Annotated in this window: 17 protein-coding genes and 1 pseudogene; 11 read left to right on the plus strand and 7 right to left on the minus strand. The window is 45.9% G+C overall.

What is annotated here, in order from left to right:
* Positions 1-282: 282 nt before the first annotated feature.
* From Q0386_RS04550 to Q0386_RS04565, 4 genes are all read left to right on the plus strand, one after another.
* Positions 283-1242 (plus strand): TonB-dependent siderophore receptor, encoded by a 960-nt coding sequence (locus Q0386_RS04550; RefSeq protein WP_299027702.1) that lies wholly within the window; start codon positions 283-285, stop codon positions 1240-1242.
* Between the two features lie 3 nt (positions 1243-1245).
* The gene (locus tag Q0386_RS04555; protein WP_299027705.1) at positions 1246-2496 is read left to right on the plus strand and encodes a TonB-dependent siderophore receptor; all 1251 of its coding nucleotides are present in this window, start codon (positions 1246-1248) and stop codon (positions 2494-2496) included.
* 188 nt (positions 2497-2684) lie between these two features.
* Positions 2685-4487, plus strand: a complete 1803-nt coding sequence (locus Q0386_RS04560) for an ABC transporter ATP-binding protein/permease (protein ID WP_299027708.1) — start codon at positions 2685-2687, stop codon at positions 4485-4487.
* Positions 4488-4546: 59 nt separating this feature from the next.
* Positions 4547-4918 carry a hypothetical protein gene (locus Q0386_RS04565; RefSeq protein WP_299027711.1) on the plus strand — a complete coding sequence of 124 codons (372 nt, stop codon included), beginning with the start codon at positions 4547-4549 and terminating at the stop codon, positions 4916-4918.
* Between the two features lie 595 nt (positions 4919-5513).
* Here Q0386_RS04565 and yedF read toward each other — a convergent pair.
* The 3 genes from yedF to Q0386_RS04580 form a co-directional block, all read right to left on the minus strand.
* Positions 5514-5756 (minus strand): sulfurtransferase-like selenium metabolism protein YedF, encoded by a 243-nt coding sequence (yedF, locus tag Q0386_RS04570; protein ID WP_004323059.1) that lies wholly within the window; start codon positions 5754-5756, stop codon positions 5514-5516.
* A gap of 1 nt (position 5757) precedes the next feature.
* Positions 5758-6966 (minus strand): selenium metabolism membrane protein YedE/FdhT, encoded by a 1209-nt coding sequence (gene yedE / locus Q0386_RS04575; RefSeq protein WP_298789697.1) that lies wholly within the window; start codon positions 6964-6966, stop codon positions 5758-5760.
* A 569-nt stretch (positions 6967-7535) separates the two neighbouring features.
* A complete protein-coding gene (locus Q0386_RS04580; protein ID WP_299027715.1) occupies positions 7536-8060 on the minus strand; it encodes a chemotaxis protein in 525 nt (174 codons plus the stop codon).
* Between the two features lie 151 nt (positions 8061-8211).
* On the opposite strand from Q0386_RS04580, the gene Q0386_RS04585 reads away from it, so the two are divergent.
* From Q0386_RS04585 to Q0386_RS04595, 3 genes are all read left to right on the plus strand, one after another.
* On the plus strand, positions 8212-10458 hold the full coding sequence (locus Q0386_RS04585) for a nitric-oxide reductase large subunit (RefSeq protein WP_299027718.1): 2247 nt from the start codon (positions 8212-8214) through the stop codon (positions 10456-10458).
* 74 nt (positions 10459-10532) lie between these two features.
* Entirely contained in the window at positions 10533-11078 is a 546-nt protein-coding gene (locus Q0386_RS04590; RefSeq protein ID WP_299027721.1) for a DUF1523 family protein, read from the plus strand.
* Between the two features lie 61 nt (positions 11079-11139).
* Entirely contained in the window at positions 11140-11277 is a 138-nt protein-coding gene (locus tag Q0386_RS04595) for a hypothetical protein (protein ID WP_299027724.1), read from the plus strand.
* A 64-nt stretch (positions 11278-11341) separates the two neighbouring features.
* On the opposite strand, the gene Q0386_RS04600 is transcribed toward Q0386_RS04595, so the two are convergent.
* The 3 genes and pseudogenes from Q0386_RS04600 to Q0386_RS04610 all read right to left on the minus strand — a co-directional run.
* Entirely contained in the window at positions 11342-13777 is a 2436-nt protein-coding gene (locus Q0386_RS04600; protein ID WP_299027727.1) for a GGDEF domain-containing phosphodiesterase, read from the minus strand.
* On the minus strand, positions 13774-14658 hold the full coding sequence (locus Q0386_RS04605) for a cytochrome c peroxidase (protein ID WP_299027730.1): 885 nt from the start codon (positions 14656-14658) through the stop codon (positions 13774-13776). Before Q0386_RS04605 ends, Q0386_RS04600 begins: the two co-directional genes overlap by 4 nt.
* A 43-nt stretch (positions 14659-14701) precedes the next feature.
* Positions 14702-15424: pseudogene (locus Q0386_RS04610) on the minus strand (class I SAM-dependent methyltransferase); the annotation flags it as partial.
* A gap of 48 nt (positions 15425-15472) precedes the next feature.
* Here Q0386_RS04610 and Q0386_RS04615 point away from each other — a divergent pair.
* Positions 15473-15868, plus strand: coding sequence for a thioesterase family protein (locus tag Q0386_RS04615; RefSeq protein ID WP_298792475.1), 396 nt, complete (start codon positions 15473-15475; stop codon positions 15866-15868).
* A gap of 151 nt (positions 15869-16019) precedes the next feature.
* On the opposite strand, the gene Q0386_RS04620 is transcribed toward Q0386_RS04615, so the two are convergent.
* Positions 16020-16394: a Fur family transcriptional regulator gene (locus Q0386_RS04620; RefSeq protein ID WP_299027735.1), complete on the minus strand. Its 375-nt coding sequence runs from the start codon at positions 16392-16394 to the stop codon at positions 16020-16022.
* Between the two features lie 112 nt (positions 16395-16506).
* Here Q0386_RS04620 and Q0386_RS04625 point away from each other — a divergent pair, with 112 nt between their 5' ends.
* The 3 genes from Q0386_RS04625 to Q0386_RS04635 are packed head-to-tail and all read left to right on the plus strand — an operon-like array spanning position 16507 to position 19736.
* Positions 16507-17418 (plus strand): zinc ABC transporter substrate-binding protein, encoded by a 912-nt coding sequence (locus tag Q0386_RS04625; RefSeq protein WP_299027738.1) that lies wholly within the window; start codon positions 16507-16509, stop codon positions 17416-17418.
* Positions 17419-18984, plus strand: coding sequence for a nickel/cobalt transporter (locus tag Q0386_RS04630; RefSeq protein ID WP_299027741.1), 1566 nt, complete (start codon positions 17419-17421; stop codon positions 18982-18984). It begins immediately after the preceding gene.
* A complete protein-coding gene (locus Q0386_RS04635; protein WP_299027744.1) occupies positions 18981-19736 on the plus strand; it encodes an ABC transporter ATP-binding protein in 756 nt (251 codons plus the stop codon). The genes Q0386_RS04630 and Q0386_RS04635 overlap by 4 nt, the downstream gene beginning before the upstream one ends.
* Positions 19737-19857: the final 121 nt, after the last annotated feature.

Here is a 19857-nt window from a genome sequence, read left to right on the forward strand (position 1 = left end):
CTCTAAAAGCGGGCGATGAAGTAACTGCTATCATCAAAGCTAGCCACATCATCATCGGTGCTTAATTCTTTTAAATAGCGAGCGGTTTATGACGCTCGCTGAATTTTAAATTTGATCCGAATTCACCTTCGCTTTTTATTCAAATTTCACTTAAAATACCAAATCTATCCGCTCAAATTTAACCCCTGTTTTTTCTTATTTAGTGCTTGTTTGTTCTTTATTTTTTCTTAAATATTTTGATATATAATTCGCCTAATCATTATCAATATTAAGGAGAAAATTTTGAACGCTCAATGCAAATTTATAGGCTTATCTATGTGTCTTGCTTGCTCGCTTTACGCAGTCGATGCAAACCTCGGCGAGGTCACCGCATACGGTAAAGCCGATCTGTCGACAACCGAGGGTACGGGCTCGTATACGACGGGAAATATGAGCACCGCCACGGGTCTAAATCTCAGTATCCGCGAGACTCCGCAATCAGTCTCTGTCGTCTCAAATCAACTCATCAAAGACCTAAATTTAAAAGACGTCGATACGGCGATGAACTACGCGAGCGGCATCACGCTTTATCGCGACAGCGGGCGCGACCGCATCGTCTCTAGAGGATTTAACATCGACAACATCCAAGAAGACGGCGTCGCATCCTCGGTATCTATCACGGCTCAAGGTACGCTTGGATTTTCAAAAGAATTTACGGATCTTGAGTTTTACGACCGCGTCAAGGTACTACGCGGCGTAGCGGGACTTACGCAGAGTAACGGCGAGCCCGGCGGCACGGTAAATCTAGTCCGCAAGCGCCCCGGCGACGAGCTTGGCATAAATCTAGGGCTAAGTATGGGCAGCTGGAACAACTACAGAGGCTCGTTTGACGTAACCGACGCGCTAAACAAAGACGGCACGATTCGCGGCAGGCTAATTGGCATCCTAAATAAAACCGGCTCCTTTAAAAACCACAAAAACGGTCACCGAGAGGCGCTGGGCAGTACGTTTGAGTTTGATCTCACTGATAAAACGATGCTAACTACAGGCCTCATCTGGCAAAGAACGATCGGCGTCTACGATATCTACGGCGTACCGGCTAGCGACGCCGGCGGCAATCTTTTAAATTTGAGCCGCAAAAGCTATTTCGGTTCGAGCTGGGATAAAAGCGAATACGAGAAATTTAACGCCTTTACCGAGCTTTCGCATCAACTTAGCGACGATGCGAAAATCTACGCCAAACTAAACTACACTAAAAGCTAAGGTATGTTTAAATTTGGCGCGATGGGCGGCACAAACCCATATAACGTCGCGATCGCAAGACCGACGCACAACGTGAGATTTAGAAAATACGACAACGAATCGGACGAGGTAAATTTGCAAATCGGCGCGGACGGCAAATACGAGCTTTTCGGGCGTAAGCACGAGTTTTTCGTAAACGGCTCGCTCTCTCGCGAGAAATTTACCCGCCACGACAAATGGGCTCCAGACGCTAGCCTAAGCTCGCTTGGTATCGGGCTATATAACTGGAACGGCGGCGCAATAGCCGAGCCCAACTGGGACGGTAGCACGATAACGAATAACGACCTATACACGACTAAAATTTACCAGCGAGCATTTGGTATCGGCACGAGATATAACTTCACGGATGATTGGCACTTGCTAGTAGGCGGCAGATTTACCAGCGTAAAATACGACAAAAAATGGGACGACCTCAAAAACCACACGAGCAAAAAGACGCTAGATCTCACCAAAAATCATTTCGCGCCTTATGCGGGTCTTACTTGGGATTTTGCTAAAAATCACAGCTTGTATGTTAGCTACGCAGAGATATTTAAACCTCAAAGTGCGACGGACGCGAACAAAAACATCCTAAAACCGATCGTAGGCTACAACGTAGAAACGGGCGTAAAATCAGAGTACTTTGACGGCGCGCTAAACACCGCGGTCGCGCTATTTCAGGTAGTGCAAGAAAACAGAGCCATTCAAGATCCGCTAAATACCGCCAACAGCATCGCCGAGGGCAAGGTGCGAAGTCGCGGCCTAGATCTTGAAATTTCAGGCGCGCTAACGGATAGGTGGAGCCTCTTTGCTGGCTATACGTTTAACAAAAGCGTCTATATGAAAAGCGAGAAAAAGACCTCTACAAACGTAAACTACGACAAGGGCGCGAACGCAAAATCCTACGTACCTAAGCACTTGTTTAAAATTTACACCAGCTACGAGATACCTTTTTCAAGCAGTCAAAAGCTAAGCTTTGGTACCGGAGTTAGATGGCAGAGCGCGACTTCGGGCTTTTATCAAAACGTAGCCTACGTAGCGCCGGTGCAAAAAGCCTATGCGCTTTGGGACGCGAACGTAAACTACTTTTTCAACAAAAATTTCAGCCTCGGACTCGCAGTCAAAAACATAACCGACAAAAAGTATTTTATGAATACGCAAAACAGAACCGCCGGCATGAACAACTTCTACGGCGATCCGCGAAATTTCACGCTGACGTTTAACTATACGTATTAAAGAACTTTTGCGGGATCAAATTTGCGTAAATTTCGGCTTTTTCGAAGCGGTAAATAAACATACCGCTTCACGCTTTAAATTTGAACAAAGCAGGCCAAATTTGGGCTAAAATTTGCACCACATAAAAATCTCTGAACGTAAATTTATCGCTCGTAGCAGAGCATAAAACCAAACAAAAAAGGCTAAATTTGCAAATTTTAAAGAAATTTTTCATCATCGCGGGTTGGTTTTGGACGGGCAAGCGCTCGCTAGCGGCGTGGGTGATGCTGGCCGTGACGCTGGGGGCTAGCCTAGCCATCGTCAAGGTCGCGACGCTAATGAATGCCTGGGATAAAAAATTTTACGACGCGATCGAGAAATTTGAAAAAGATCTCATGCTCCCGCTTGTGGGCGAATTTCTCGTCTATACCGTCGTTATCGTGCTTTTTATCGTGATCGGAAACTGGTTTAAAAAGCTACTCGTGATCTCGTGGCGCGAGAGCCTAAGCGAAGAGATGGAAAATCTATGGCTAAAAAATGCAAATTTCTACCGCTTATCCACAGCCGAGGGCTTTGATAACCCGGACCAGCGTATCGCAGAGGACAGCCTCCTGCTCGCCGATAAAAGCGTAAATCTCGTAAAATCCATAGTTTACAACCTCTCCAAGCTTTTTGCCTTCACCTTTATCCTCTGGGAGGCGTCAAAGGTCTTGCATTTTAGTGCGTTTGGACGCGAGTTCTCGATAGAAGGCTTTTTGGTCTACGTCGCGCTCGTCTATACGCTCGCTAGCTCGCTTATTACGCACTTCATCGGCCGCAGCTTAAAGCGCCTAAACTACGAAAAGCAGCAGGTCGAAGCCGACTACCGCGCAAATCTACTAATCACTCGCGAAAACGCTGAAGCCGTCGCGCTAATGAATGGTGCCGGCGCTGAAAAATTGCGCTTTCGAGCGAGCTTTAGCGAGGTAGTGCGCAACTGGCGCGTCATCATGAACACCGAGTTTCGCCTAGAGTGCTTTTCGGCTAGCTACTTAAAAATCACGAATCTAATCCCGATTTTTGCTTGTTTGCCGCTTTATTTTGCGCGGGCGATGAGCTTTGGCGACATGATGCGGGCGCGCTCGGCGTTTTATAGCGTGCAGGACGGTTTTGCGTGGTTTATGGACTACTATAAGCAGATCATGGAGTGGGCTGCGAGCGTGGAGCGCGTGTATAAATTTGTCGAGATCGCGCAGGCAGCAGACTCCAAGGTCAAATTGGGCGCTAAATTTGACGGACAAAACAGCAACCTTGACGGAGTGAGCGAATCCGCCCAGGTAACGGCGGCAAATTTGGCGCAGGATAAATTTAAGAGCGTTAAATTTGACGAGAGTGGCGAACAAAACGAGCTAAAATGCTCAAATTTGCAAATTTTTACTCCAAGCGGCGAAAAGCTGGTTTGCGGGCTAAATTTGAGCATAAAAAGTGGCGAATGGACACTACTACGCGGAGCTAGCGGGACTGGCAAAAGCAGTGTATTTAGGTATATCGCGGGCATCTGGGATCACGGCTCGGGCGAGGTTTGCTTGCCGTGCGGGACGATGGTCGTACCGCAAAAGCCGTTTTTAGCGCGTATGAGCCTAAGGCGGCTTATCGCGTATCCTAGCGATTTGCAAGGCGCCAATGCCGATTTGACCGATATTTTAAGGCGAGTACGGCTAGAGAAATTTACCCCCGAGCTAGACGAAATCAAAGACTGGGGCAAGATTTTAAGCGGAGGCGAGGCGCAAAGGCTTGCATTTGCGAGGATTTATTTTACGCAGCCTGCGTTTTTGCTGCTTGACGAGGCGACTTCGGCGCTTGATAGCGCGCTGGCAAAAGAGCTTTTAACCGCCCTGAAGTACGACTTTCCGAGTCTTGGCGTACTAGCTATCACGCACCAAGAGGAGCTTAAATTTATCTTTGACAAGGTTATCGATATCGGTTCTGTCAAGCAAATGCAACCATCTACAGTTCAAATGAAGCAAGCTTGACTTTACAAAAAAAAAAAAAAACGATAAAATTTTATACAAATTTATTAACAGGAGAAAAAATGAAAAAGATTTTATTTTCATTGGTTTTGGGTGCATTCGTGCTGGTCGGTTGCGTAAGCGACGAGGCAAAAACGCCTGAGGAATTAGGTGAAAAAGTTGTAAAAACTATCAAAAATAACCCAGTCGATATCGCGTTTTTAGTTAAAACCGATAGCAAAGATGAGCAAGACAAAATAGTAAAAAAGATAGAAAAGGAGCTAGAAAATAATAAATCAGACAAGATACTCGATGCCTCCGTTTATAGAATAGACGTGCTGGGCCCTAGGCATGCTCAGCTTGCGATTAAAGTACAACTTTCAAGCGGAGAGAGAATTCGTAGATTTAATATTGAAAAATTCGACGAGATTTGGTATTTAAAAAATCCGTTTTAAAAATTAATTCGGGAGCCAAATCGCTCCCAAAAATTATTTTAAAGCAACCTTTGCTTTTTAAGTCGTGCGATAAAGCATGAATAGCTAATGTTGTTTAGGCAGTATGCAACATTTATGGGCACTATCTGCAAGTGCGGCGGAAGTCGCTTTTATTGCAGCGAGTTGACGTCGGCTGAGCTTGCTAGGATTGCGCCAAATATAGTCCAAATAATCCCGCCAAAAAGTAAAACGTTAAAAGTTATGATTAAAATTGCGGTTATTTTTAAAATTTGAGCTCTTTCAAAAATATAAATTTAGCCGCCGCGAGATAAATTGGGAAATTTGAGGTTTCAAATTTCGCTCTTTAAATTTGCTCCGAGTTTTCTCGAGCCGCAAATTTAAGCGAAAAAATACGAAATGTGCGTGCGGCGGCTAAATTTTCTGTATGACGAAAATGGCAACGCAAAACGCCGCACGAATCACAAATTTGAGCGCGCAAGATAAGCAAAACGCGGCCGGGCGAGCAAAATTTACTTTGCAAACGGCAAACTTACCCGCCCGCCGTAGCAAAATAGAGCAGGGCGCGCCTAAACCCCGCTCCGCACCTAAATTTAAACTAAGGCTTTTTGATGATAAATCTAAGCGTCGGACCGTCTTGCTCGATTTTAAGCACTTCAAAGCCCCTGTTTCTCGCGTCGTAAGGGATCGAGTTTATCGCCTGCGGGCAGTCACAAAGTACTTCTAGCACCTCGCCACTTTTCATTTTCGGTAGGATTTCTAGCGTCGCGACGGCGGGCATAGGGCAAGCCTCGCCTAGGATATCGAGCGTATAGCTTATTTCAAAATCGTCTTCATGCATCTTAGTAGCCTCCTTTGGCGAAGAAATTTCGTTTGTAGATAAACACCAGCAGCAGCGCCGAAACGAATAAACATAAATTTACCGCTAAGCCGCCCAGCGGACCGAATACCTCTAAAAGCTGGATTTTCGGGCCGTCTTTGATCCATGCCGGGATGAGATCGTAGCTAAGGGCTAGCACCATAGTTCCTACGACGTTTGCGACGCCCACGATCATAAAGTGCAGCTGCCCCTCGGTGGCTCTATACGTCCAGCCGCACTCGCAGCCGCCCGCAAATACGATACCAAAGCCGAATAAAAACGCTCCGATCGCAACCGCCGGCGAGAAATTCGTAACCTTGCCGACGTAGCCGTTTAGCATCAGCACGAAAACGATGAGCGTGGCGATTATCATACCGTAAAACGCGCCCTTCGTCGCGACGTCCCTGCCGAATAAAAACAGGTCGCGAAAGCACGAAGTAAAGCAAATTTGACCCTTTGAGATGATAAAGCCGAAAATCAGCCCGAAAAGCAGTCCAAGCGGCAAGATGCTAGCTTTAACTTTTAGATCGAGCGCCGGCGCCTGCATCAAAAGATACGCAAACCAGATAATCGCTAAAATCGCGATAATCACGCCGATGGCAAAATTTCGGTCGGCGCGGCCTTTGTCGTGCGTCGTGCCTTTGCCTTTTGGGCCGAAGTTTTTAAGTTCGGTTTTAGGCATAAAGATAGGCAGCTTGCCGACCTTGACGGCGACGTAGATGCCAAGCACCATAAATACGGCAAAAAGCCACGTATGTAGCGAAAAATACGGCAGTCCGGTGAAAAAATCAAGCAAGTTGCAGCCAAAGGCTAGACGCGCGCCAAATCCCGAAAGCAAGCCGCCGACGATAGCTTGAAAAACGCGAATTTTGCTTGCGGGTAGGCGAAATTTGACTTTGTTTGCCATAAAGGCCGCGATCGTAGCGCCCACGAACATGCCTATTAGCATAAGCCCCTCAAAGCGCGTGAGCGGGTTACCGTCAAGGTTCGTGATCTTGTAGTAGGAGTAGCCGCTAAGATCCATCCCAAAAAGCTCCAAAAACTCGCCGCCCCAGCGCGTCATCTCGCCGGTCACCGCCCATCCGCCGCCAAAAATCCCAAAATACACGGTCGCAACGATGGCTAGGATAATCATCGCCTGCCCGACGTTCCAGAAATTCGTTAGATATTTTGTTCTAAATTCTTTAAACATAAATTTTCTTTGTATTAATTTCCTCGCTCCGCGAGACTGAAATTTGAGATCAAACGCGTATCTATGAGGTAGTCATCTAGGTATCCTAAAACGTGGTCGTCAAACTTGACGCTAAAAAAACAAGAATTGTAGCTAAGATATTATTAAATAAAATTAAAATTTAGCTAGATTAATTTGCGATATTTTTTATAAGACCGGGTTAAATTTTAACGGATTTTTCCTATAGATTTTAGCACCGCCGCAGCGCAACATACGATCAGATCGATTTTTTCTCACGTTATCCCCTTAAAAATTAAATTTTTATTTTATACTTTATAAAATATATTTTCTAGCGTTTAATATTACTGAAATATAAAGATATAATTTTTTTACGAATAGTTCAATTCTACTTAAATATTTAAGGAAGCTAAAATGAAATTTAGATTTCTACTTTGTATCGACGATATGGGCGAGCTGCGGCGGCGAGAGGAGCTGCTACGACTGCGCGTTTAGGCACCGCAGCGCGCAGAGCTTTATTTGCGGCTTTGGGCAAATATCGGTCCGTATTTACGGCGTGCGGTAGTTTGATTTTATGCCGCTTTTCTAAATTTCTCGCTGCCTTTAAATTTTAGTTCGCCGCAAAATCTCTTGCCAAATTTTGCCTCGACGATGAGAACTAGCACGAAAAATATCTTTTCATCGTTTAAAAAAGCGATTTGGCGAAGGGTTTGATTGGCACCATTAAATTTGACGCCGTTTTCGCGTAAAGTGCGGCAAAACTCGGCCTCATCAAAGCCTAGTTTTTGCGAGATTTCGGCTATCGTATATGGTTCTAGCGAGGCGATGATGCGGTCCATGTTGCACATGCTAGGATTTTTACGGCGAGTGATGACGTCGATGAATTCGTTTGCGAGCTTGATGAGCTTTTTCTTGCGATTTATCACGTGCAAAACAGCCGCGAGCGCAACCAAAAAGCCCGCAAATTTATGCGCGCTAATCCAAAATTCGCCGTACTCTCCGAGCACAAAATTTACCCCCGAAAACGCGAGCAGGCAAAGCCCCAAAATCAGTATGCAAATGAGGCAAAATTTATAAACGATCTCAAATTTAAACATAAAATCTCCTAAAATATATTTTTGAAATTATACATTTTTTAATATAAGGCATATTTTAAGGACAAATTTGGTCCTTTTATTGATATACATCATTTTTGCGCAAATTTATTTTGGATAAACTTTATCCGAATTTTTCAAAAGGAGACAAAGTATGCGTGAATACAAGAAGTATTGGTGGGTGCTGGTAGCAGTCGTTACTATCGCCTTCGGGATACTGGGTTACTACGGCGTAGAGGTTTACCGCGAAGCGCCGCCGGTGGTGAGTTTTGCCGATAAAAACGGCAAAATCATAGTTGAGCAAGAGCAAATTTACAAAGGCCAAGAAGCCTGGCAAAGCATCGGTGGTATGCAGGTCGGCTCGGTGTGGGGACACGGAGCGTATCAGGCGCCCGACTGGACGGCTGATTGGCTGCATAAAGAGCTAGTCGCGTTTATGGATATAAAGGCAAATCAGCTTTACGGAGCCAAATTTGACGCTCTAAGCGCCGAGCAACAAGCCAACATCAAGGCTCTAACAAAGAGCGAATATCGCACGAATACGCTAAAAAACGGCGTTATAACGATCAGCGACGAGAGGATCGCGGCGGCAAAAGTAGTGCGTGATGAGTATAATGGGCTTTTTGGCAACGATCCGAAATACCAAAAACTACGCGAAAACTACGCGATGAAAAACAACACGTTAGCCAAAGAGGAAAACCGCGAGCAGTTAAACGATTTCTTCTTCTGGGCGACCTGGGCTACGGCGACGAATCGCCCAAATAGCGAAGCTACGTACACGAACAACTGGCCGCACGAGCCGCTAATCGACAACGTTCCGACGCAAGAAAACGTATTTTGGACGATTATTAGCGTTACGATTTTGGTTGCGGGCGTGGGCTTATTAGTTTGGTTTTCAAATTTCTACGGCGAAAAAGATCACGAAAGGCTCGCTCCTATCGACGCAGATCCGCTCTCAAGGCTAAATTTGACTCCTTCTCAAAAGGCGCTTGGTAAATACCTTTTCGTAGCGCTCGCACTATTTGTTTTCCAGATCATGATAGGCGGCTTCGTGGCGCACTACACGGTCGAGGGACAGGAGTTTTACGGCATAAATTTATCCCAGTACATCCCGTACTCTTTGGCACGCACTTGGCACATCCAGGCGAGCATTTTCTGGATCGCGACGGGCTTTTTGGCGGCCGGACTTTTCCTAGCGCCTATCATCAACGGCGGCAAGGATCCTAAATTTCAAAAACTAGGCGTTGATCTGCTTTTTTACGCGCTACTTTTCCTAGTCGTGGGCAGCTTTGTCGGCGAATACATGGCGATAGCTGGCAAGATGGATACTAGCCTGAGCTTTTGGCTGGGACACCAAGGATACGAGTATATCGAGCTTGGCAGGGTTTGGCAGCTTATTTTGTTTGTCGGTCTTGTTATCTGGATGGCTCTCGTACTTCGCGGCTTTGTCGGCGGATTTAAGGCTGATGGCGATAAAAACCTACTAGCCATCTTTACGGCTTCTGCTATCGCGGTGGGACTCTTCTACGGCGCGGGGCTATTTTACGGACAAAGAAGCCCGCTACCGGTGATGGAATACTGGCGCTGGTGGGTTGTTCACCTTTGGGTTGAGGGCTTTTTCGAGGTGTTTGCGACCGCTTCGCTTGCGTTCGTGTTTGCATCTTTGGGCTTAGTCGGCAAAAAATTTGCGACCTATTCGACCTTGGCAAGTGCTAGCTTATTTCTTATCGGCGGCATCCCTGGCACTTTCCACCACCTTTATTTTGCCGGAACGACCACTCCGATCATGGCCGTGGGCGCTAGCTTTTCTGCGCTTGAGGTCGTGCCTTTGGTGCTTCTTGGAGCCGAGGCCTTTCATCAGTATTCGCTTCAGTTCGCGCAAAGCTGGGCGAAAAATCTCAAATGGCCGCTTTACTGCTTTATCGCGGTGGCATTTTGGAATATGCTGGGTGCGGGCGTGTTTGGTTTCCTTATCAACCCGCCGCTATTTTTGTTCTACATCCAGGGCCTAAACACCACTTCGGTGCACGGACACGCGGCGCTGTTTGGAGTTTACGGATTTTTGGCTCTTGGTTTTGTTTGGCTCGTGGCGCTTTATCTTTTCAAAGGGCAAGAATTTAACGACAAGCTGATGAAAGTGGGCTTTTGGTCGCTAAATGCGGGACTAATGCTGATGATTTTAGCATCGCTGCTTCCGATCGGTCTTTATCAGGCGGTCGCCGCGATAGATGTCGGTATGTGGTACGCTAGAAGTGCGGAGTTCTTGCAAATGGATCACTTGCAAAATTTACGCTGGCTAAGGATGATCGGTGATACGATCTTCATCATCGGCGGCGTTTGCTTCTTTATCCAGATTCTTAAATTTATCGCGGGAAGCTGCGGCTGCAAGGCCAAAGCCTAATCCTTCTAAGCCCCTATTTAGGGGCTTAGCTTCTTCTAAACTTCTATCTTGTAAAATTCGTCCAAAGGACGAAAATGCAAAAATTTAAAAAATATCTTCAAATTTTCATTATTACCTTTCTGTTTGCTCTGCACGCCTTGGTGTTTGCGGCGATAAACTACGCTTTCCCGCACTACGACGAGGCGATCATCACGGGCGGCGAGGTTAGGCGCATGGACAAAGACGATTTTTCTGACAACCGAAATCAATCTGATGATTTGACGCGAAATACGTATTTTATCTACACGCGCGAGATTAACGGAACGAAGGTGATGCCGTATCGAAACGAGGACACGGGCTGGGGCTTGCCGCTTTATTTTAAATTTGACTCCGCCGATGTCCAAGCTGCCGCCCAGAGCCTAGTGGGCGAAGGCAGGGCGCAGATCAAATACTACGGCTGGCGTATCGCGATGCTAGATATGTTTAGAAACGCCGTTTCGGTTAAAAAGCTAAAAGAGGGAGAGACTCGCGCAAATCCTATTTTTAGCTATATATTTTACGCTTTGACGGCGGTTTCGTTTGTGGTTTGCGCCGTTTTTGTTAGAAGGAAATTTAAAGACGAGCCAAGCTCAAATTTATAATCCAAGCTAAATTTGAGCGGCTTTTTGGCGGTTCACTCAAATTTGACGCCAAAGGATATACGTGAGCGAGCTATATATTTTTATTTCCGAGCTTTGCGCTCTGATAAACGAAAATTTAAAAAAGAATTTCTATTTTCAGGCGGGTTTATTTTTCGCTATCGTTTTACTTGGATTTTTGGCGGTTTGGATGCAGGAGTAGTCAAATTTGAGCGGGTAAATTTGACCAAGATGAGCTAAAGTTAGCGGCTCAAAGCCGCGTCCGCTTACTCCTCGATATTGCTCGGCGATGTCGGCTTGCCTAGCAAAAACCCTTGCGCGTATTTGATGCCAAATTTCTTGATTTCGGCGAGGATCTCCTCTGAGCTTACAAACTCAGCCACGACGTTATAGCCTTGTCTTCCGGCAAAATCGATGATGGTTTGCAGCAGATACCTAGCGTTTTTGTCGTACGGCAGCTTTTTGATGATCGAGCCGTCGATCTTGATCGTGTCGATATCAAGCTCCAAGATACGGTAGTAGTTCGAGTAGCCGCTACCAAAATCATCGATCGAAATTTTGCAGTCGTAGGCGCGGATCTTGTTGATGAAGTCATTTACGATCTTATAATCATCCACGCCCTCGCTCTCTAATATCTCAAAATACACGTGCTCGGGCCTTGAGCAGACGCGTAGCTTTTTCTCTATGAGCTCTCTTATGCTCTCATTTGCGATATCACTACTGGAAAGATTCATCGAAAAGCTCGTGTTCGTAAACTTCTCGACGAGCCTAAATACGTGCTCGATGACCTTTTTCGTGATATCATTATAAAGCGAAATTTTCTTTGCTATGTCCAAAAACTCGCCCGGATAGCGGATCTTGCCGTTTTCGTCGATGAGGCGCACGAGCACTTCGTAGTATTTGACCCGCACCTTTTCGCCAGATACGTCGTAGATCGGCTGACACTCGACGATCACGGTATCGTTATATAGCGCGTTTTCGATGGTGCGCGACATGATTTGGTTGTGGTAGTACTGCTGCTCGATGTGGCTGTTTTCGGTGTAAAACTGCACAGTTTCGCCGTTTTGCTTAGCTTCGTGGTGAGCTAGCATGGCTTGAGTTAGGCGGTTTGTTTGCGGAGTGTCTTGAGGCAGGCTAACGCCGATGGTTATTTTGATATTAGGGATAAACTCGCGTGCCCCCTCAACCGTGATATAGAGATTATTTGCCTTAAAATAATCGATAAATTTACGTACGACCCGCTCTGCATCGTCACCACCGTACCAGATACAAAACTCATCAAACTGCACTCTATAAATGTTCGCATCAATCTTATAGGTGTCGATACAAAGCTGAAGTGTCGTCGCAAATGAAGCAATGATGGCGTCCACGGTCTTTGTTTTGTAAAAAAACCGAAAATCCATAAAGTTGTTAATGTTTATATAGATGATCATGCCGCCCGAGCCCTGCTCCATCCTTTGTGTCAGAGCAAAATAACTACCAAGCCCCGTTAGCTTGTCTTTTAGCGCCTCGTTTTGCAACTCTTTGTTTTTATTTTCGAGCTCTTTGGTCATCGCTAGCTCTTTGGTTTTGTCGTATTTGATCGACATATAGCCGTCTTTATCGCCGCTTTCGTTAAAAAGCGGAGAGAAAATAACCTGCTCGTGGATGAGAGCACCGCTTTTTGTTCTGCTTATTAGCTCGTCGGCTCGCCAAATTTGATCCGATTCTATCGTTTTTAGCATATCTTGATAAAATTCGTTTGAGTGCTGATGGGACTTTATGATGTTTATATTTTGATCTTTTAGCTCCTCAAATTTATATCCGAAATTTTGCTCGAAAATTTTATTTACGTATTTGACCTTTCTATCTAGGTCGGTAAACGTTATGGCGTTAAAGCTATTATCGACGGCTTGCTCGAAACGGTTTAGTAGCCTGATGTTGTTTCTAGCTCTAGCATAAGAAATATAAACAAATATCGACGCAAGCCCAAACAACACAAACACTAGCGCCATCGTCCTACGTAAATTCGATAAGACGTTTTGTATGTAGCGCTCGCTACTTTCTTTGAGGTCGGATAGTTTATTGTAAATTCCGAGCAAAATTATATCGCGGTAAAGCTTTTGCGCCTGCTCGTAGTGGCCGATCAGTTTTTGTGCGCTCGATAAAAATCCTACGTCGTTTTTAGTTAGTTTTGGGTTCTTTAAATACTCGTTTAAAAGCTTTTTGGGTGCCGCTAGATCAGTGTTTAAGTCGTATCTAAACATCAAAATTTGCGGCATCAGCTCGTTAAAATACAGCCCGTCTAAAGCCTCAAATTTTAAGATTATTTCGTTATAGACGAGCTTTGCCATTATCGTAACGGAGTTAAGTTTATCCGTTAGCTCGACTCTTTTTTCAACCGCTTCCTCTAGCTCGCTAAAAGTTTTTTCGTTTAACGCTAGCTTTTCAAAGGAGATTAGATTGCTTGAATCAAGCTTTTTTAGAGCCTTTTGAAACTCCGCCGTATGGCGCATGATCGCGTCGTAGTCGGCCTCTAGAAGGCTTTTTTCGAGCAAGAAATTCGCCTCGTCGTTAGCTTCCATTGCGCTTTCTATCGTGCCTTTCCACTCATAGGCGGTTACTAGGTCCTTGGTGGCCTTATAGGTCATCACGGTTCCAAAAAATACGATACAAACGATAGTAAAAAATAAAATTTTATGAAAGATTATCTTGTGTTTCATTTTAAAATTTCCGGTTTTTCGCCGCTTAAAGTCAGCAAGAATTTATAAAGCGTGTGCGTCTGCTCGTCGCTTAGATCGTAGTTTATGCGCATTTTAGCGATTATTTTTAGCGCCTCTTTTAGATCGGCTAGCTCGCCACTATAAAGATACGGCGCGGTTTTTTCAATATTTCGAAGGCTGGGTACTTTGTAGCGGCCGGTTTTGTTGCCGTCTGCGTCAAATTTTAGCTCGTAGTAGAGATTTGCGCCCATATTTGCGCCGCTATGGCAGTTTATGCAACCGATTGTTTTAAACAACTCAAATCCGCGCTTTTCTTCTTCGTCAAAAACGCTCTCGTCGCCGCTGATAAATTTATCAAATTTGGCATTTGGCGTAACGAGGGCTTTTTCAAAATTTACCAGCGCATCGACGATACCCTCAAAGCTTACTCCATCCTCATAAAGCTCTTCAAATTTATTCCTATAAACGGAGTTTTGATTTACCTTTTGGACTAGAAATTTCGGCTCGCTAGCAAGCTGATTTTTACCGGTCAAACTCTGTTTTACCTGCTCGGCTATATCCTTAACTTCGCCGTTTTTAAAAAAGATAAAATTTAGCGCCGAGTTTAGCGCAGTTGGCGGGCTAATCTCCTCGTCGGCGGAGATTTTTACGTTTTTTTTACTCGTACCGCTTAAGTCCCAGTAAAGGTTGTGGCATTTCTCGCAAGATAGCGTTCCGCTCGGGCTTAGCGAGGCGTCGAAAAACAGCTCCTTGCCTAGTCTGGCTTTTTGTTCGTCAAATTTCGGCTGAGCGACCGGAGATAAAACGTGCGAAGCGGCGAAAGTTTGAATGCAAAAGAAGCATAAAACGCACGAAAATATCTGCAAAAACGCTCGCGACAACTAAAATCCTTTTTAAATTTTAAATAAATAAAGCGATTATATCTTAAAAAACTAAAAGCTTCATTGAGGAGACGATTTTTTCCGTCACGTAGCCATCCTGCGCGATGCTTTCTAGCCGCGATCTGACCGCGTTTTCATCGTACGTAAAATTTGCGATTTGTAAATGCCAAAGCGCGTTTTGCGTCATCTCTTCAAGCGTGCGTTTTTGCTCGCGAAACTCTTCAAGCACACAGGAGTTAAAAGCGATATTTTCGCGGCGCAAGTACTCTTCAAAAAAGTTTGCCTTTTCTTTAAAACATCGCTTTTCGGAGCCCTCGTAAAAAAGCTCCAAAACGCTTGAATACCGCGGTTTGTTCCACCAAAGATAGACCCTTTTTTTGCCCAAATTTATAAATTTGACAAAATCTTCCTCATCAGCTATCGCGGGACTCATCGTGCTAAAAGCCACGTCGTAAACGCGGTTTGGGTTAAAGTTTTTAAAATCGCTTTGAACGGCGGTTAAATTTGAAATATTAAATTTGGCCGCGTCTTCAACCATGACTTTTAGCATTTCGCCTGAGATATCCATACCCGTTATCTCGCGGCAAATTTGCGCCAAAAACAGCGTATGCACGCCCGTGCCACAGCCTATATCCACGACGCTTTTGCCCTCAAATTTGACGCCAAACTCGGCGATCTTAGCGTAAAGCCCTCTATGAAAAACGCTAGGCTCGCCCGTAAATCGCGGATAGTTCGCCGCCTTTTTGTCCCACATCTCTTTCATTTTGTTTGCCTTTAAATTTTTGCTACAATTTTAGCGTTTTTAGGAGCGAAAATGAAAATTTTTTACTACGAATTTACCGTGGGCGAGGATGCCATCGACGTGAACCATCACGCAAACAACGCCCATTACGTGATTTGGATGCAAGAAGTGGCCAACGCGCACTCAAACGCCGTTGGCGACCTCATCGAGACAAATCTCGCGCAAAACCGCACGTGGATGGTGCGCAGGCACGAGATAGACTATCTGGGGCAGCTGTTTTTGGGCGATAAAGTGAGTGTGAAAACATGGACGCAGCCCGAAAAAAGAAGCTGCTCTAAGCGTTTTTACGAGTTTAGCAAGGACGGCGTACCTGTCGCTAGCGCGGTGACGACTTACGTGTTTTTCGACCTTGCGCGCGGTCGTCCGATCGCGATACCGCCGGAGATCGCAAAGCTTTACGAGGATTAGTTTTAAATCACCCGCGTCAAATTTGAGTTTTTAAATTTGACGCAACGGCTGCTTTAAATTTAGTAGATCGTATTTTTATAAAATTTGCGACAAAATTTGCTCGGCAAGCAAATTTAAGCTGCAAATTTACCGTCAAATTTGAGCGTAAATTTTAAAAACACTCGTCGCAAACGCCCTTAACCACGACGCTTTTGACGTGATTTTGTTTTAGGTGCGGCATATCGATATTTGTCATCTTGTGGCAGACGTCGCAGACGAAATACGCCTTTGCTCCGCTTTCAAGCTCGTAGAAATTCTTGCGGTTATTTTCGCTTTTTAGCACGATGCTCTTAGCTTCAAAAAGGTCCATACAGCGGTAAAATGTGGTTTTGTTTGCATCGATTTGGGCTAAAATTTCATCATAGCTAAGCGGCGCGGCGGCGGCGTGTAAAATGTGTAAAATCTCTAGTCTAAGCGGAGTGATTTTGATATCATTTTTCGTTAAAAGCTCCTCAAAACCGGCTTTTTCTTCCAAATTTTCGCTCATATTTTTCCCCCGCGTTAAGAATTTTAGGGTATTATACCTTGAGAAAAATTAATTTGCAACTAAGTTGCTTTTGATATAATTTCGCCCAAATTTTAACACGGAAAGGATAAAAATGAGAAAAATTTTCGCGTTTTTATGTTTGGGCTTAGTCGCGCTATACGCCAAAGGGCAAGTTAGTGTCAGTATTTTGCCGCAGGAGTATTTCGTCAAGCAAATCGCGGGCGACGCGGTCGAGGTAAACGTGATGGCGGGCAAAGGAGCCGATCCGCACACGTACGAACCAAAACCAAAGCAAATGACCGCGCTTGAAAAAAGCGACCTTTATTTTGCTATCGGGATCGAGTTTGAGGATGCTTGGTTGCCGAAATTTCAAAAATCCTATCCAAATCTCAAAATCGTAAAAACCGACGCGGGCGTGGAAAAGATCAAATTTGAAGGTCATCACGAGCACGAGGATCACGATCATCACCATGACGCCAAGCACGAGCACGCTCACCACGAGCATAAACACGATCACCACGATCACGAGCATCACCACGGCGAATTTGACCCGCACATCTGGCTAGATCCCGTTTTGGTAAAAGTCCAAGCTAAAAATATCGCCGCCGCGCTAAGCGAAAAATATCCTGAGAACAAGGCGCTTTTCGAGGCGAATTTGGCTAAATTTGAAGCTAAGCTTGACGAGCTTGACGGCTTTATCAAAAGCACTCTAGCAAACGTCAAAAACCGCGAATTTATCGTATATCACCCGTCTTGGGGCTACTTTGCTAAGCGCTACGATCTAGAGCAAATCGCGATCGAAGTGGATGGCAAAGAACCAAAACCGGCCGAGCTAAAAGAGCTTATCGAAGAGGCCAAAGAGCACGGCGTGAAGGTCATTTTCGTCGCTCCGCAGTTTTCTAAAAAAGCCGCTCAAACCATCGCTAAAGAAAGCGGCGCTAGCGTCGTAGAGATCGATCAGCTGCCGCTTGATTGGGACGCCGAGCTACGCAAAACGGCGCAAATTTTCGCAAAGAGCCTGTAAATGAAATTTGGACGCATACTCGCTATTTTCGCGCTTTTTGCGTCCTTTTTTAGCTTCGCGCACGCCTGCGCTCTGTGCTCGCTTTACACCCCGACCGCACACGCCGCGGTCAAATTTGACGTCCAGGGCGAGATGATCAAAACAGCCGCCGTAACCTGGACGTTTTCTGAAAATTTCACCGAACTAACGTTACAAAGCTACGACGAAAACGCCGATAAAGCGCTCAGTAAAAACGAAGCGTGGAAGGTGCAAAAATCCCTGCTCGACTACATCGTGCCGCGCGGATATCTAACGAGTGTGGGCTACTACGACGGCGCGGGCGAGACGGTGAATCTGCACACCAAAACGCTCTCGCAGCGGGTTTATCTGGATGAGGGCAGGCTAAATTTCGAGTATATTTTAGAGCTAAATTTAGCGGTCAAGGACGGCCGCGTCGTAACGGTCGAGGTTTTTGACCACGAGGGATTTTTTAACTTTAAAATAAGCTCGCCCCAGCCCTACGCACTCACCGATAAAATTTATCTAGTTCCAAACGTAAATTTGAGCACGGCGTTTTTTGAAATGACCTCAAAAACGCCCAAAATAGAGCCCGCAAAGCCTGAGCTTAGCTCGCTAGTTAAGGCGCAAAATAAGCAAAATTTAGAGCAAATCGACGCCGAGGACAAGGCGAAATTTGACTCCGTTTCAGGCATGAGCCTTCAGTTTTTAGAGCGCTTAAAAGAGCTCATCAAGATAAACAGCACCGAGCTAAACGCGCTAAATTTCGCCCTGCTGGCTGCGGTTAGCTTTTTTTATGGATTTTTGCACGCCGCTGGCCCTGGTCATGCTAAGATGCTAACGGCTAGCTACTTTGTCGCAAACGGCGGCAGCTACTCGCGCGCGCTGGTTTTTGCGATGAAGGTCGGGTTCGCGCACGTGGCGGGGGCGTTTTTACTCGTGCTTTTTAGCTACGTTTTTTTAAACGCGTTTTTGACGGACAAGGTCAGCGACATAGCGGGCGCGATGACGAAAATCTCGGCCGTAGCGATCGTTTGCGTGAGCCTTTATATGATCTACGCTAAGCTTAAAAAAACGGCGCTAAAGCCAAAATTTAGCTTTGCTAGCGCGTCTGTTTCGGACAAAAAAGGCGCAAATGGAGCGAGTAAAGTTTTTGGCTCAAATTTAAACTCCGCGTCAAATTTAGGCTTAAATTCCGTCAAATTTAACCCCGCTGCTCACGAGAGCGAGTGCGGCTGCGCGGCCTGTAAGGCCTCTAGCGAGGCGCCAAAAACGGCTAGCGAGTGGCTCGTGGTGCTAGCTGGCTCTCTCGTACCGTGTCCGGGTACGCTGCTAGTTTTCGTGCTGGCTTTTAGCCTAAACAGCTACGCGGCCGGGCTTGCTAGCGGCCTGTTTATGGGGCTTGGCATGGGCGCGGTGATATTTCTCGCGGCCGTTTGCGGCTTTAAGCTAAAGGGCGCGGCGAGATTTCGCGCGCTGCGGACTTGCTGCGAGTTTGCCGCGCTTTTTGTGATGCTGGGGCTTGGCGTTTTTATGTTTTATATTTCGGGTAAGGTGAGCGTTTTATGAGCGACATTTCTGTGCGAAATTTGAGCTTTGGCTACGATGAAAACCTCGTATTTGACGGCATAAATTTAGAATACGATTGCAAGGATTTTCTAGCCGTCATAGGTCCAAACGGCGGGGGCAAAAGCACGCTTTTAAAGCTAATGCTAGGTCTAAACAAGCCAAGCGGCGGGACGATCGAGGTGTTTGGCCAGGATCCCGCTAGCGTGAGCAAGGCCGTGGGCTACGTCCCGCAAAATATCCCGATAAATCAAAGCTTCCCGATGCGCGTACTCGAGGTGGTTTTGATGGGGCGGATAGATAAAAAGCTGTTTGGATTTTACGGCAAGGACGACAAGATAGAAGCCGAGGCGGCGCTGGAGCGCGTCGGGATGGGAGAATTTACGCGGCGAAAGATCGCCGATCTAAGCGGCGGACAGCGCCAACGCGTCTACATCGCTCGCGCGCTTTGCGCAAAGGCTAAAATTTTGATGCTAGACGAACCGACCGCCAGCATCGATACGAAGGGCCAGGCCGACGTCTATAAGCTGCTAAAGCAGATCAACGCTGAAGGTACGGGCGTCGTGCTCATCAGCCACGACGTAAATTTGACGCTAAATTTCGCCACCAAGGTCGCCTACGTCAATCACGATCTTTTCATGCACGAGATCTCGCACGGCTCAAAGCAGGATTTTATCGAGCATTTGGCGAGAGATCATAGGCATTTTTGCGATGTGGAGGTGGCGTTGAAAGAATGCGGCTGTGGACATCGTTAGGCGATTTGCGGCTCGTCTTTTGAGTGCTTTTTGCGGAGCTTGATAAAATTTAGCTCGGCAGACTACATGTCTAGCCTACGCTAAATTTTATCTGCACAACCCCAAAAATCATCTCACGATA

This window comes from uncultured Campylobacter sp., from assembly GCF_938045625.1.
GTDB lineage: Bacteria > Campylobacterota > Campylobacteria > Campylobacterales > Campylobacteraceae > Campylobacter_A.

What these genes read in the sequence shown, in the direction of transcription:
- Q0386_RS04555 (WP_299027705.1), top strand. Translation starts at nt 1,246, where the DNA reads ATGTTTAAATTTGGCGCGATGGGCGGCACAAACCCATATAACGTCGCG.
- Q0386_RS04565 (WP_299027711.1), top strand. Translation starts at nt 4,547, where the DNA reads ATGAAAAAGATTTTATTTTCATTGGTTTTGGGTGCATTCGTGCTGGTC.
- yedF (WP_004323059.1), bottom strand. Translation starts at nt 5,756, where the DNA reads ATGCATGAAGACGATTTTGAAATAAGCTATACGCTCGATATCCTAGGC.
- yedE (WP_298789697.1), bottom strand. Translation starts at nt 6,966, where the DNA reads ATGTTTAAAGAATTTAGAACAAAATATCTAACGAATTTCTGGAACGTC.
- Q0386_RS04580 (WP_299027715.1), bottom strand. Translation starts at nt 8,060, where the DNA reads ATGTTTAAATTTGAGATCGTTTATAAATTTTGCCTCATTTGCATACTG.
- Q0386_RS04585 (WP_299027718.1), top strand. Translation starts at nt 8,212, where the DNA reads ATGCGTGAATACAAGAAGTATTGGTGGGTGCTGGTAGCAGTCGTTACT.
- Q0386_RS04590 (WP_299027721.1), top strand. Translation starts at nt 10,533, where the DNA reads ATGCAAAAATTTAAAAAATATCTTCAAATTTTCATTATTACCTTTCTG.
- Q0386_RS04600 (WP_299027727.1), bottom strand. Translation starts at nt 13,777, where the DNA reads ATGAAACACAAGATAATCTTTCATAAAATTTTATTTTTTACTATCGTT.
- Q0386_RS04615 (WP_298792475.1), top strand. Translation starts at nt 15,473, where the DNA reads ATGAAAATTTTTTACTACGAATTTACCGTGGGCGAGGATGCCATCGAC.
- Q0386_RS04620 (WP_299027735.1), bottom strand. Translation starts at nt 16,394, where the DNA reads ATGAGCGAAAATTTGGAAGAAAAAGCCGGTTTTGAGGAGCTTTTAACG.
- Q0386_RS04625 (WP_299027738.1), top strand. Translation starts at nt 16,507, where the DNA reads ATGAGAAAAATTTTCGCGTTTTTATGTTTGGGCTTAGTCGCGCTATAC.
- Q0386_RS04630 (WP_299027741.1), top strand. Translation starts at nt 17,419, where the DNA reads ATGAAATTTGGACGCATACTCGCTATTTTCGCGCTTTTTGCGTCCTTT.
- Q0386_RS04635 (WP_299027744.1), top strand. Translation starts at nt 18,981, where the DNA reads ATGAGCGACATTTCTGTGCGAAATTTGAGCTTTGGCTACGATGAAAAC.